The organism is Croceicoccus estronivorus (assembly GCF_001625325.1).
In the GTDB taxonomy this organism is placed as follows: Bacteria; Pseudomonadota; Alphaproteobacteria; order Sphingomonadales; family Sphingomonadaceae; genus Caenibius; species Caenibius estronivorus.
Window position 1 is genome coordinate 341,869 of record NZ_JRQQ01000002.1, and the last position, 13,525, is coordinate 355,393.

Below are 13,525 nucleotides of genomic sequence, written 5' to 3' on the forward strand. Positions count from 1 at the left end.
GCCTTATGGACATAGCCACTTCTCCACTCGCGCGCCCATTCCCCGAAATGCCCTCGATTGCGGGCGCTACACCTCGCGTGGCCCGTGCCGGATACAAGGATTGGGGGCGTTGTGACCTGACCTACGTCGAGCTTTCCGAAGGCACGACAGTCGCCGGTGTCTTCACACGCAACGTGTGCTGTTCGTCCGAGGTGGAACTGGGCCGGGAACAGGTCAAGCAAGGCCGTGCGCGGGCTCTGGTGGTCAATGCCGGCAATTCAAACGCATTTACCGGCTATCGCGGACGAGAAGCGGTGGAGCAGATCATGGGGCAAGTCGCTGCTCATCTCGGCTGCTCCCCTGATCAGGTTTTCGTATCCTCTACCGGCGTGATTGGCGTGCCCCTGCCCAAGGACAAGGCCAGGGCCGGTGTCGATGCTGCCCTGATGGCTAACCCTTGCACCTGGGAAGATGCTGCGAACACCATCGGCACCACCGATACCTTCGCGAAAGGAGCCAGGGCGCGAGCCGTTATCGGCGGCAAGACTGTAGAGCTTGTTGCAATCATCAAGGGCAGCGGAATGATCGCGCCCGACATGGCCACCATGCTCGGCTACATATTCACCGATGCGGCCGTGGAGCCGGCCTTTCTGCAACATTTGCTTTCGGCGGCTAGCGACCGGACTTTCAATTGCATCACGGTCGATAGTGATACCTCCACCAGCGATACCGTTATGGCATTTGCCACTGGCCAGGCCGGAAACGCGCGTCTCACGGGCTTCGATGACCCTGGAGCCGATGCATTCGCCGCCGCGCTGGAAGAAATCTGCCGAGAGCTCTCCCAACTCGTAGTGCGTGATGGCGAAGGAGCGCGGAAGTTCATTACCGTGTCAGTCAGTGGGGCGGTTTCGGACGAAAGTGCCCGCAAGGTCGGACTCGCTATCGCCAATTCTCCACTCGTAAAGACTGCCATTGCAGGTGAGGATGCCAACTGGGGCCGTGTTGTCATGGCGGTTGGCAAGGCAGGAGAACCTGCCGACCGCGACAAGCTGTCCATCGGCTTCGGCGGTGTGTGGGCCGCGAAAGAAGGGCTTCCGCTCGCCGACTATGACGAAGGTCCTGTTGCCGCGCATCTGCAAGGGCAGGAAATCTCGATCGAAGTCGATCTCGGTCTTGGCGATGGCGCCGCAACCGTGTGGACCTGCGACCTGACCCATGGCTACATCTCGATCAACGCTGACTACAGAAGCTGACACGGCCAATCGGGCCGGAAACGATATGAGAGACGCCCTGACCGCAAACGTCCTTTCCGTAATCCGCGAAGCCACGGAACGGGCCATCCTGCCGCGATACCAGTCGCTTTCCGGACATGAAATTACCGCCAAGGCGGCCGATGACGTGGTCACTGTCGCCGATCATGATAGCGAAGCGATCCTGGTCGAGGGATTGAGCCGACTGCTGCCAGAAGCGAGCATTGTCGGTGAAGAGGCCGCGCATGACGACCAAACGGTTCTGAATCGGCTATCGGATTCGCTTTGCTGGATCATCGACCCGCTGGACGGAACGAACAATTTCGCCGGAGGTCATGCACCGTTCGGCGTGATCGTAGCTCTGGCAGAACGAGGGGAAACGGTAGCCGGGTGGCTCTACGCCCCCCTTACGGGACGCTTTTGCCATGCTGTGAAAGGCAAGGGAGCATATGTCGGAGAGGAACGCATCACAGCATCCACGACGGGCGAAAATCCACCCATTGCCGCAATATCATTGCTTTTCATGAACCCCGCTCAACGGGAAGAAGTGAAAACGCACATTGCCCCGCACTACCGCCTGGTCGACATTCCGCGTTGTGCGGCAGAGCAGTATCCGCGCCTCGCTCTTGGGCAGAATGACGTATCCATCTTCGAACGCACTCTGCCCTGGGATCACGCGGCGGGCGTGCTGTTCCTCAATGAAGCCGGAGGCAAGGCAGCACGAGGGGATGGCTCACCCTACCGTGTCGACGAGCACGGCCGAACAGGCCTGATCGGCGCGGCGAGCCCTGCCCTGTGGGATGAGCTCGCCGCGCGAATGCTGCAATTGGGGCACTAGCTCCGTCATGCCGGAAGCTGTCGTGCAACCCGGCCATATCGCTACTCGATCAGAGCAAGCCGAAACTCAAAATGCGGGTCGGTTAGAGGACCGATTCCAGCCAGCCCTTGAGTTGGCTTTTCGGTGCAGCACCCAGCTTCTGCGCCACGGGCTTACCATCCTTGAACAGCACCATCAGCGGGATCGACTGAACACCGATTTCGCCCGGGACATTCGTGTTTTCCATGATGTCCATCTTGGCGATCGTCACCTTCCCTTCCAGTTCGTCCGAGATTTCCTCCAGAGCAGGAGCGATCATTTTGCACGGGCCACACCAGTCCGCCCAGAAATCGACGAGAACAGGCGTCGTAGAATTGAGAACGTCGTCGGCAAAACTCGCGTCGGTGACGGCTTTGGTGGGCATGTGTGACTCCTTGTGGTTCGGCGTCAATTTAGGGTTCCGCCGCCCGAAGGCAATAAGCGGACAGATAGGATTATTGCACCCCCTGCAACCGGGGCTTGTGCGCTTCCATGACGTCCGGCGGAAGCGGCAGCAGAACAGGCGCATGCGTGTATAATACCGCCGCGCGTATCACGCGCTCAGGATAGATCTTTTCCAAAGCGGCAACATAGGCGGCCATCTGACGGATCGTTCCTTGCGGAATCCCGCTTGCACTCGCCGGTGGACGGCGCGTGGTCTTGAAATCGACAATGGTGACGACATCACCCCGGATCAGCAGCCGGTCGATTGTTCCCGCAATGACCTGCCCCTCCACTACGGCAGCGATCGGTACTTCCGCCAATACATCGGTAGCGAACACATCGGCCCATTCGGGCATTTCAAGCACGCCAAGTGCGGCATGAAGCATGTCTTCCCGAGCGGCCTGCTCGATTTGGTCGGCGTGCCTGGCCAGCCACACCCTTCCGGATTCCTCCCGTGCATTGCTCGGCACTTCAGGCAGGCGTTCCAGCAAACGATGAATCAACACCCCGCGCCGGGCGGCCTCGGCCCGAGTGCCAGGCGGAACTGGTGGATCGGCGGACTCATCCTCCCCCACGGCAGAAGGCGCCAGCGGACGGGGTGGACGCGGCTCTGGCCCCACTGGAGAAATCGCCCATTCGGGTAATTCCGATCTCAATTCCTGGGCCGACGCGACCTGCATTGGCAGTGATGGCGGAGGCTCACCCCATTCACGCCTCGTCCCCCAGATTGGATCGGGGATCCGTTCGGCATCGAACAATGGGGCAAGCTGAGCGAACCAGCTATCTTCGGCAGGTCTGCCTTTGTCCCGTGGGCCGAGAGATCCTGCAATAAACAGCGCCTCTTCCGCACGCGTCATAGCGACGTATAGCAGCCGCCAATGCTCTTCCTTTTCCTCTCGTAACGTCTCCACCTCTGCGGCGGCGATCGGACCGACCTTTTGATCCTTGCTCAGTCCGGGAAGAGGAACGGAGCGAGATTTTCCGCCGCCAGGCGGGGTTTCTTCCAGCGAAAGGCCCCGGGCCGGAGATGTATCGGGATTGCCTGCTGCGTCGGCCAGGATGACAATCGGCGCCTGCAACCCCTTGGAACCGTGGACCGTCATCACCCGGACCATGCCTTTGGCTGAATCCGCCTCGCGTTTCAGTTCCCCTTCGCCAGCGTCAAACCACTGAACAAAGCCCTGCAAGCTGGGAGTATGCGCACTGGCGTAGGCGTGTGCAGCATTGAGCAATTCGTCGATCGGGTCGTTGGCTTCCTTACCCAAGCGTGCGGTAATTCTGCCCCGCCCCCGCCATGGTCCGATAAGCAACCAGTGCAACAGCGCCTGCGGCGGTTCAAAATCCGCCCGGGCCAAGAGATCGAGCAACTTGGACAACGTACCGCGCACATCCGCATCGGTTGCAGCCCGCAAGTGATCCCATAAATGCACGCCTTTCGGACGCCAGGCATAATCGAGCAATTGCTGCTGGCTCCACCCCAGCAATGGAGAAACGAGCAGGTTCGCCAGATTGAGATCGTCAAATGGCTGTGCGGCAAAACGGATTGCCGCCATCAGATCCTTGACCGCCAGCGGCGCACCGAGCCGCAACCTGTCGACCCCGGCCACTGGCACACCCGCAGCATGGAGCCGGGCCACGATCAACCCCGCCAGTTCCTTGCGTTTTCTGACCAGCACCATGACATCGCCTGCCCCCGCATTGCGGTGCGTGCCTTTCACCAGCGGAAAGCCGTGGTCCATCCAGTGACGAACCTGCCGTGCGATACGATCGGCCAATTGCCGGTCAGGTCGCGACAACCAGCTTTCCGCTCCCTCTTCATCCGGCTCAGGCTCTTCACCAGTCTCCTCGCTGCCAACCGCAGGCCACAGGACGGCGACACCCGGCCGGTCCTGCCCGACATGCGGCTCGGCCCGATCTTTCAGACCAAAGCGCTCCCAACCAATCCGATCGATGGCCGCATCGACGAATTCCAGGACGTGGGTCGATGTCCTGAACGATTGGCCCAGCCCATACTCCTTGAGTGTGCGACGCTCATTTTTGCTCTTCGAGGAATCGGAATCTTCCGCCGCAAGGGCCATGTTGCGCCTGACCCGTTGGCGCGCCGCCTCGAAATTCTCCGGACTCGTACCCTGGAAACGGAAAATCGCCTGCTTGTAATCCCCCACGGTAAAAACCGTGCGCATGGTGCCATCATGGGCACTTTCACCCGAGAAATAATCGTCGATCAGAGCGTCGATGATGCCCCATTGCTCGGCATTGGTATCCTGCGCTTCATCAATCAGGATGTGATCGAACCGCCGGTCCAACTTGTAACGGATCCAATCCGCCATATCGCTGCGCTGGAGTAAAGCTGCGGCGCGCCGAATCTGATCGTCGAAATCGACGTAGCCTTCACGCGCCTTGGCCTCGTCCCACGCAAGGGCAAACTTGCGTCCAAGAGTAAGCGCCGGAGTGAGGAAATCCGCCAGATCGATCAACGCCTGCATTTCACGCACGCGCATTATGCTGTCCTGTACCCGCAGAACGTAATCGCCATAGGCCGGATTACGTTTGAGAATATTGTCTAGTTGCTTGGGATTTCCCTCCTTCGTCAGCAAAGTGCCGAAGAAACTGCCAATCGTGTCCAACCTGCCTGCGGGATCGTGCGCGAGCCATGCGGTAACGGCATTGGCCCCTTCACGACCTGTTTTGCTATCCCATTCCGACAATGTGTTGAGACAGTAGCGCAATGCCTGCACATCGAAGGCCTCGTCTGTGCAAAGGGCCTGCACATCGGCGGCAGCTGCATCGCTATCCAGTCCCAGCACTCTGCATATGCGAGGCCTCAGCGGTGGCTGCCACGCACCGGGGCCAAACCACAGTTCGCTTGCCCCGGCACACCGCATCAGCCACGCCTGAACCGCATCGGGGCCTTTCTTGAGGCTCATGTCCTCAATGGCGGAAAGCGTTGCCGTATCGTCTCGCCGCCTGGCGTCCAGCAGCATTTCCGCCAACACTTCGTGAGCCAGCAATTCCCGCTCGCGATCTTCCATAGCCCTTGAACCGGGCACGAGCCCCGCTTCCGTCGGAAACGTCGCCAATAACCACTGCGCAAACGCGTGGATCGTATCGATCCGAAGCCCCCCGCCGAGGCAATCGAGCACACTTGCGAACAATGTCCTGGCTCTGGCGCGAGTCTGTGGGCCATTGTCCGCACCGATAGCGGCCAAATCCTGCCCAAGTGCCGTCTCGCTCATACGAACCCAGTTCGCCAGAACCTCGTTGACGCGCACCGCCATTTCTGCCGCGCCCGCCTTGGTAAAGGTGAGGCAGAGAATCTGTGAAGGATCGCAATCGGGTTGCAGCAGAAGGCGTAACACGCGCGCGGAAAGAACCTGTGTCTTACCCGTACCTGCTGACGCCGAAAGCCAGACACTTTCAGCCGGGTCGACTGCCGCGCGCTGATTGCCGTGGAGCGGAAAAACCTTTCCGCTCATGCCGGACTATCCCCGTCTTCGGCACGCGCCAGCCATTCATCGAGGCGCATGAGCTGGTCGTAGTCGGCATAGCCCGGATAATCGGGATTGAGCCTTGCTGTGAAAGGTTCATCGCCATTGATCCAGCGCGCAATCGCATCGCGCAAGTAGCCGTCCGTACGCTCAAGAAACTCTCTGCGAACAAATCCGGTTCTTTTGCGACCTTCCTTCACAGGCTCGAACCGGTAGCCAAAGCCCGTTTCGCTTTTGCGATCCTTGCCGAGTGACCAATATTCGAAATGCGTTGGCTCTCCCGCGACACCGGGAATACCGTTCGCCCTCGCCATAAGGCCGATCACCCCGAGTTGAAGTGCAAAACCGTTCTCGACCATTGTCCCTGACGGCGGCCCGCCAGTCTTGTAATCGACAATCGCCAGATCACCATTTTCGAAACGATCTATCCGATCTGCACGCCCATGAATGCGCACGCCGTCGACCGTCATTTCACCCCGCTCTTCAACCGCGATGACTCGTCGCTCCGGGAGCCGTGCAATTTCCGCAGCGATCCAGTCGAGCGCAGCCAGCAACCGCGGCTGCCACAGTCCGCGCATCAGCGGGTGGGCATTTTCTTCATCCAGCACCCGCTCTGCAATTGGGCGTAAGGCCCCGCCCTCGTTATGCCAGGTTTCAAGGATCCTGTGCGCCACCGTCCCTTGCCACGCAGGCGACGGGGCGGCGTCCAGCGGGTCCAGACTACGCAGGCGAAGAATGGCGCTGGCGTAGAATTGGTACGGATCGCCGCGAAGGCGGTCGAGCGCCGTCACAGCGAGATCGACGTCCCGCTGCTCTGGACTTGGGCGCGGCTCTGGGCGCTCGTAAGGCGCGGAGGGCTCCGTCCCGTCGAGGGTGCGGGCAATTTCCACGGTGCGAATTTCACTGTGGGATTTCAGCAAGTCCTCGCCGAGCAATGCGCGGACGCGTAAAAGAAAACGGGAGGGGATCGCCGGCCCCTGAATGTCGCGTTGCGCTCTGCTCAACACCACTTCCGGCGCACCAAGCGCACCTGCCAGATCATGCGCCGCCAGCCCGATGCGGAAGTCGGCCCCCGGTACGCCCAATGCCCGCAGAACCGCAGGCGGCAACAAGGGATCAGGGCCCGGCGGCTGCGGCCAGGTTCCCTCGTTGAGGCCACCGCAAATGACCAGATCGGCTCGGCTCATCCGGGATTCCAGCAGACCGTAGATGGCTACTCTGGGATGGCCGCCATAGGGCGGACGAACCGAGATCTGGTCCATCAGATCGCGTAGCACCGAAGGCAAGGCAACTGGCTCCAGCATCGTGCCGACCTCTTCCGCCCGCGCACGCACGTCTTCCACCAGAACGGCCAGCGCACGACCATCTTCGCGCGACCAGAGAGCCATTCCACACAAGGCTTCCCCAGCTTCGGCAAGCCGGTCGATCTGCGTGGAGAGCTGGGCCGGTTCCCTGACATCGTCAGGCATCAGCGGGGAAAGAATTTCCTCAACTGACGCCCACCAATTGCCGGCACCTGCATCCTCCCGCGCCAATATCGCCATCTCGGCCCTCAGGGGAGCCAGACCGGGAGCCGGTCGTGGGCCCCGCAGGCGCAATTCGAGCGCGCGTGCCCATTCCAGCCACTGCGCACGCCCTTCCCCACCACCTGCCAGGGGATGTTGAAGCAAGGCACAGAGAGGCACCGGAGCTGCGTGGTCTGCCGCAACCTCTGCGAGCAGCAGTAAAAGACGGCCTGTCGCCGTCTGTGACAAAGCCCGACCCGCAGTATCGTCCGCTTCGATATTCCAGCGACGGAGGTGTGCCGCCACACGCCCTGCCAGACCTCGATCGGGCGTTACGAGTGCAACGCGGCGTTCAGGCTCTTCCAATGCCTCCCGCATCAGCAACGCGATAGCCTGCGCCTCTTCTTCCGGGTTGGCAGTCTCCATCAAGCGCACACGGGAAAGCCGTCGCTTTTCCGCAGGCAGTCCCGCCCATTCCGCACTCGCCTGAGGCGGCAGAAACAGATTGGAGATAGCATAGCTGCGATCCGGTGGAGCAGCCGTCATACCTGCGCGATGCCATGGTCTGACCTCCGCACGCGAGACCCCCATCCGGTTGAGCAGCAGTTTCAAGTGATATTGCGGGTGTGTAACCGCATCCTCGCGAGCGAATGGCGGGCCGCCCGGTTTCTGCGGAGCCCCGGCGCAGCCTAGTTCCTCCCAAACCATGCTATCCATGGCAAGGTCGAGATCAGGCAGGATCACCGATCCGGAAGGAAGTTCCGAGACGACCCTCAGCAATCTGGCCAATGCCGGGGCCGCGCTGGTCACACCGGCGGCAACGATAGGGGTTGCAGGTGGATTTGCCTTCCAGCGATGCGCCGCATGATCGAACAGCCGATTGCGCCGCGCGGCCGCATCGAGTTCCTGACGCTCTTCCAGTTCGGTAAGCCAGCGATGCTGAACCTTGAGAAACAGCCTGGTCGATTCCGCCCAATGAGCGGCCTGATCTCCCACAATGCCGATAACAGGTTCCTGCAGCAGTTGCTCCGGCCCGACATCTTCCACAAGCAGGCGATCCATAGTCCGGCAAAGCTGCTCGGCCTGACGCAACAAAGCCGCACCTTTGGGGGCGGAATCGCCCCCTTCTTCGGCAATCAGTTGCGCTACTCTCAACCAGCGACGAGTGGGGTCTGCAGCCGGAGGGATGTCCGCTCCCACGCCAATCGGATCGAGCAGAACCCCAAGCGCTTCATCGAGATCCAGATCACCGACCACGACCATCCGCGGCATTAACAGGCCAGCGCTTCCTTCATTGCCGGCCAGACGAATAAATGCCTCGCTGACAGTGCGGGCCGCACGCTGGCTTGGGAGCAGCAACGTCAATCGGGCCAGCCCGACCTCCGCTTCCCGATAACGCGGTAACAGGCCGGCCACCAATGCATCGGCGAAACCGCGATGCGCCGCAATGGAATAGACATTCGGGCCCCTACGCTCAGCCACGCGTCAAAACGGCTTCCGTCGATACGACAGCCGCCGGGTCCCCCACTTCGAACCACTCCCCGGTGAATGTCGTGCCATAGAGGCGCCCTTCGGCAATGGCCCGATCCCACAGCACATTCGTGGAAAAGGGCCCGTCAGGCGCGTCTCTCAACAGCCTGTGTGACACGAGTTGAATCCCGGTATAAATAAAGGGCGCTATACGCCCGCTGCGGCGGCGACTGATCTTCCCCAATGGATCCAGATGGAAGTCACCCTTCCCGCGGTAGTTGCGGGCCCCGGTATGGCCAATCATCAACAAAAGCGCATCCATCATTTCCGGGTCCCAGAATGTGGACAGCTGGCGGAAACAATCGACCGGACCATCAATCCAGAGGTTATCGCTATTCAGACAGAAAAAGGGGTCGGGCAGATAGGGCAATGCCTTGACCATACCGCCACCTGTCTCCAGCAATTGCTCCCGCTCGTCGGAAATGACACATTCCGGCTGCTTGCGCGCCAACACATGCGCTTCGAGTGAATCCGGCAGGTAGTGGACATTGATGACCGCCCGGCGAATTCCCGCTGCCGCAAGACGATCCAAAGCATGATCGATCAAAGGCTTGCCCGCGACTTTCACCATCGGCTTGGGCCGCGTTGACGTAAGCGGACGCATTCTCTTTCCCAGGCCTGCGGCCATCACCATTGCCGTATCGGTGACGAGCCCGGTCATCCCAATCCGCCACCGCGCCGTGCACGGACGTCAGAAGGAATGTTGGCGTCGAACCATGCCGCGACGGGGGCAAGTGCGGGATGGGCGAGATCGCGCTCCAAGGCATCCCACACGCGCGGAATCATGCCAAGGTAACGCGGTTTCCCGTCACGTTTCCATAACCGGGCAAATATTCCGACAATCTTCGCATTGCGCTGCGCACCAAGCCGGGCGTAGTCGGCCTCGAAATCGGGATCGACATCAGTCTGCGAGACGTAATAGTCAAGCATCGCGCGCTCCAGTTCTGGTGCAACGTCACGCCGGGCATCCTGTAACAGGGAAACAAGATCGTAGGCAGGGTGGCCGACCAGTGCATCCTGGAAATCTATCAGCCCCTGACTGCCGTCGGCCAGCAACATGATATTTTCAGCATGATAATCGCGCAGCACAGTGACGCCTTTGCTCTGCCTAGCAATCAACGGCGCCAACGCCTCGTCCCAGGCGGCAGTATACCCAGGCATATCGACCGCGATACCCGCAGCAGGGCAATACCACTCAGTCAGCAATCCAGCTTCCCGCTGATAGGTTGCCATATCGTATGGAGCGAAAGGCCCCGGCGGCAGTTTCCCCAGCCTGACCAAAGCATCGATTGCCTCCCGATAGGCCGCCTCCTCATCATCAGGAACGACATCCAGGTGATCCCGCATGCGCGTGTCGCCGAAATCTTCCAGCAGAATGAAACCATGGCTGCCGTCTTCCGCATGGATGGTCGGCGCACGCAGGCCATTATCCGTCAACCAGCGACCAACATGCAGGAAAGGCCCAATGTCTTCTTGCGGTGGCGGCGCATCCATCAACATCGCCGTACGCCCGCCCTCAGTATCGCGAATGCGGAAATAACGGCGGAAGGACGCGTCGCCGGTCAACGGTTCAATAACGCAGCTGTCCCATCCCGCCTGAGCGAGGAACGTGTCGATGCCATCAGGCAAGGTCGTCGTCATGGGCAACGGCTTACCCAATCGGCACCCGGTTCGACAGTGGCGATCCGCCCTTCTCCACGATGTTCAAGACGGATCGAAAGACAGCCCGGCTCGTCTGCAAAACCACCGGCATTTTCTGGCCACTCCGCAATCATCGCGGCCCCTTCCCGATAATCGTCCAATCCCAGTTGCTCAGCCTCATCCGGATGATCCAGACGATAAAAATCAGCATGGACCAACGGTATGCGCAACATCGGCGATTCATATGACTCGATGATGGCAAAACTGGGGGATGGGACTTCCCCGACATGCCCCATGGCCGCGATTATTGCCCGTGCGAGGGTAGTCTTCCCAGCGCCCAGGCTTCCGGACAATGCAACCACATCGCCTGGACGCAGGCGTTCCGCGATAGCCGCACCAAAACGCTCCATCGCAGCGAGATCATCAAGATCTTTTGTCACGGCAACAGAATCGTCGCGGTCGTCCCGACGCCCTTCTGCGACATCAGTTCAAGCTTCCCGCCATGCGCCTCGATCAGTTGCTTGGCCAGCGGAAGCCCGAGACCCTGCCGGCGAACGACACCTTTGCCGTCGGCTGCAATGCGATACCCGTCCAGTGCATGCGCGAGTTGGTTAGCCGTCATGCCCTCCCCGTTGTCGGAGATTACGATCTTAGCACCCTGCTTCCGTCGGGATACTTCAACCAGAATACGTCCATTCTTGCCGGTAGCAGCAATGGCATTGTCGAGGATATGACCGATCGCCCTTCCCAGCCTGCGTCGGTCCGCCTGCACTGTCCCTGCCGCCTGATTTCCGCGCAAATTGAGATTGAGCCCCGCTTCAAGAATGCGTTCTTCCCGTTCGCGCGCCAGTTTGGTGAGGAACGACATCAGTTCCACATCTTCAAGCGCCAGAGGCAGCAATCCCGCTTCGCTCTGTGTCAGGTCCAGAACGGTTTCGATCTGCTCACCAAGCCGCTCGACCGATGCCAGAATACCATCCACGTATTCGCGCGCCTGTGGGCTGAGTTCCCCGGCAATTCCACTCTGCAACAGCTCACCGAAACCGCCGATGGAAGTCAAAGGAGTACGGAATTCATAGCTCATATTGGCGAGGAACCGGGTCTTCACGGCGTCGGCCTCTTCCAACGCGGCATTACGCTCCCGCAAGGCATCTTCCGCCTTGCGAGAGTCCGTCACGTCGAGGACCGTCAACAATCCGTTACCATCTGGCAGCGGAACCCCGGCGAATTCAAGAATCCGTCCATCGGCCAAAGTGATTTGGCCGCCTTTCTGCTTCCGGTCCAATGTGGCTGCGCGCACCACATCCCCGATCGCTTTCTTCTGTGCCGGTCGTTCCAACCTGGCGCCGATTTTTTCCAGTAACGCCTCGATTCTGGGATGTTTGTCGAGGAACTCTTCTTCCAGTCCCCAGTCGGCGGAGAAACGCCGATTCCATATCTGCATCCGACCATCCGGAGCAAACACCGCCAGCGATTCAAACAGAGAATCGAACGTTGCCGTGCGCGTGCGCAACAAAGTGTCACGCGTCGCAGACAGGGCCAGTTGCTCGGTACGGTCCTCGGCCACCAGAACCAATCCGCCATCCGGCATCGGCTGGGCCACGATCCGCAAATGGGTCCCGTCAGGCAAAGGCCAGGCTTCTTCGCGCGGCTCCCCTGCCGAAAACCACTGAGCATGCTCACGCCGCCATTCCGGGAAATCGCGCACTTCCGGCAATCGACCGTCATCACGGGCCATGGCCAGCCAGGCCTCGAACTCCGGCGGATCGACCAACGCCGAGGACTTCAGGGCAAATATCCGTTGGAAAGGGCCGTTCGCGAACGCCAGCCGCCGATCACCATCGAATTGCGCCACTCCGATGGAAAGCTGATCAAGCATTGACCTCTGCGCCTCGCGGAAAGCCCGCAGCGCTCTGGCCTGTTCCTCCATCTCCTCGATATCGATTGCGTATCCGGTTACACCTTCATCGCCCAGCGGCAGGTCGCTGACGCGCAAGGTACGGCGCTGTCCTCCGATCGTTGCACTGACATCGCGCTCGATCGGCAAATTTTTCGTCCGTGCCTGATCCGCGATCTGTGCCGCTGTCAGCCCATCGACGGCTTCGATCAATTCAATCTGGCGTTCGATTACAGCGTCCGCACTTCCAGCTCCAACGGCATTCACATAGGCACTGTTCACCAACCTAAGCCGGGCATCCGGTCCGCGAAACCACATCGGCATAGGAGCTGCTTCTATCAAGCCGACCAACGCCGCAAAATCATCACGCGCACGGGCCGCTTCTGAACGCAGTTCGCTAAGCTCGGATTCGCTCTCGCTAAAGTCGAAGACCCAGACCAGCGCCGCGCCGCCGGGGGAGACTTGAGGATCAGCGAGATGCCCTCGCATCGCAAGGCTCCGCCGTGCACCGCGGGGCGTCACCGCGATCCGGAACGGAGACGCGGTCTTTTGCGTGACACGCACAGCCTCGGTCAATTCGGCAAGCTGGCCCGCATCCAACCCGCTATCGCCAGCGTCGAGCTCACTCAGGTAACCTGGCACAGCCTCCAGCCCAAGCCAGGCGGCCAGCCGCTGCGGAGCCTCGATCCGCCCGTCCGTGCGGACGAGCATCGGGATGGCAGGAGCCTCGTCAATCATACGCGACAATCGCCGCGCAGCCTTGCGTGCAGCCTCGGCATGACGCACCGCTCCGCGTCCGGACAAGATAAGCCAGCCAGCGCCAAGCGTCCAGGCGGCCAGCAGCAATCCAATAAGGACCAATGTGGTTTCGGAAAGCGTCATCACACCATCGCTATGCCCGGGCCGGACATTTTACAATGGGCTGCAACGGATGC

Annotated in this window: 9 protein-coding genes; 2 read left to right on the forward strand and 7 right to left on the reverse strand. The window is 60.5% G+C overall.

From position 1 onward, the window contains the following. The first annotated feature begins 5 nt into the window (after positions 1-5). Positions 6-1,232, forward strand: coding sequence for a bifunctional glutamate N-acetyltransferase/amino-acid acetyltransferase ArgJ (argJ, locus tag MB02_RS04870; protein WP_067533337.1), 1,227 nt, complete (start codon positions 6-8; stop codon positions 1,230-1,232). A 25-nt stretch (positions 1,233-1,257) separates the two neighbouring features. Continuing rightward, positions 1,258-2,067, forward strand: a complete 810-nt coding sequence (locus MB02_RS04875; RefSeq protein WP_067533340.1) for an inositol monophosphatase family protein — start codon at positions 1,258-1,260, stop codon at positions 2,065-2,067. 82 nt (positions 2,068-2,149) lie between these two features. Here MB02_RS04875 and trxA read toward each other — a convergent pair whose 3' ends face one another. The 7 genes from trxA to MB02_RS04910 form a co-directional block, all read right to left on the reverse strand. Then, positions 2,150-2,470 (reverse strand): thioredoxin, encoded by a 321-nt coding sequence (gene trxA, locus MB02_RS04880; RefSeq protein WP_067533343.1) that lies wholly within the window; start codon positions 2,468-2,470, stop codon positions 2,150-2,152. Between the two features lie 70 nt (positions 2,471-2,540). Continuing rightward, on the reverse strand, positions 2,541-6,005 hold the full coding sequence (addA, locus tag MB02_RS04885; protein ID WP_067533346.1) for a double-strand break repair helicase AddA: 3,465 nt from the start codon (positions 6,003-6,005) through the stop codon (positions 2,541-2,543). Beyond that, on the reverse strand, positions 6,002-9,004 hold the full coding sequence (gene addB / locus MB02_RS04890) for a double-strand break repair protein AddB (protein WP_067533349.1): 3,003 nt from the start codon (positions 9,002-9,004) through the stop codon (positions 6,002-6,004). The genes addA and addB overlap by 4 nt, the downstream gene beginning before the upstream one ends. Further along, positions 8,997-9,713, reverse strand: coding sequence for a nucleotidyltransferase family protein (locus tag MB02_RS04895; protein ID WP_067533352.1), 717 nt, complete (start codon positions 9,711-9,713; stop codon positions 8,997-8,999). Before MB02_RS04895 ends, addB begins: the two co-directional genes overlap by 8 nt. Further along, positions 9,710-10,693, reverse strand: coding sequence for an aminoglycoside phosphotransferase family protein (locus MB02_RS04900; RefSeq protein WP_067533355.1), 984 nt, complete (start codon positions 10,691-10,693; stop codon positions 9,710-9,712). Before MB02_RS04900 ends, MB02_RS04895 begins: the two co-directional genes overlap by 4 nt. After that, positions 10,690-11,133: a tRNA (adenosine(37)-N6)-threonylcarbamoyltransferase complex ATPase subunit type 1 TsaE gene (gene tsaE, locus MB02_RS04905; protein ID WP_156495416.1), complete on the reverse strand. Its 444-nt coding sequence runs from the start codon at positions 11,131-11,133 to the stop codon at positions 10,690-10,692. Before tsaE ends, MB02_RS04900 begins: the two co-directional genes overlap by 4 nt. After that, the gene (locus MB02_RS04910; RefSeq protein WP_067533358.1) at positions 11,130-13,472 is read right to left on the reverse strand and encodes a sensor histidine kinase; all 2,343 of its coding nucleotides are present in this window, start codon (positions 13,470-13,472) and stop codon (positions 11,130-11,132) included. Before MB02_RS04910 ends, tsaE begins: the two co-directional genes overlap by 4 nt. Positions 13,473-13,525: the final 53 nt, after the last annotated feature.

What these genes read in the sequence shown, in the direction of transcription:
- MB02_RS04895 (WP_067533352.1), bottom strand. Translation starts at nt 9,713, where the DNA reads ATGACCGGGCTCGTCACCGATACGGCAATGGTGATGGCCGCAGGCCTG.
- MB02_RS04875 (WP_067533340.1), top strand. Translation starts at nt 1,258, where the DNA reads ATGAGAGACGCCCTGACCGCAAACGTCCTTTCCGTAATCCGCGAAGCC.
- MB02_RS04910 (WP_067533358.1), bottom strand. Translation starts at nt 13,472, where the DNA reads ATGACGCTTTCCGAAACCACATTGGTCCTTATTGGATTGCTGCTGGCC.
- addA (WP_067533346.1), bottom strand. Translation starts at nt 6,005, where the DNA reads ATGAGCGGAAAGGTTTTTCCGCTCCACGGCAATCAGCGCGCGGCAGTC.
- MB02_RS04900 (WP_067533355.1), bottom strand. Translation starts at nt 10,693, where the DNA reads ATGACGACGACCTTGCCTGATGGCATCGACACGTTCCTCGCTCAGGCG.
- trxA (WP_067533343.1), bottom strand. Translation starts at nt 2,470, where the DNA reads ATGCCCACCAAAGCCGTCACCGACGCGAGTTTTGCCGACGACGTTCTC.
- argJ (WP_067533337.1), top strand. Translation starts at nt 6, where the DNA reads ATGGACATAGCCACTTCTCCACTCGCGCGCCCATTCCCCGAAATGCCC.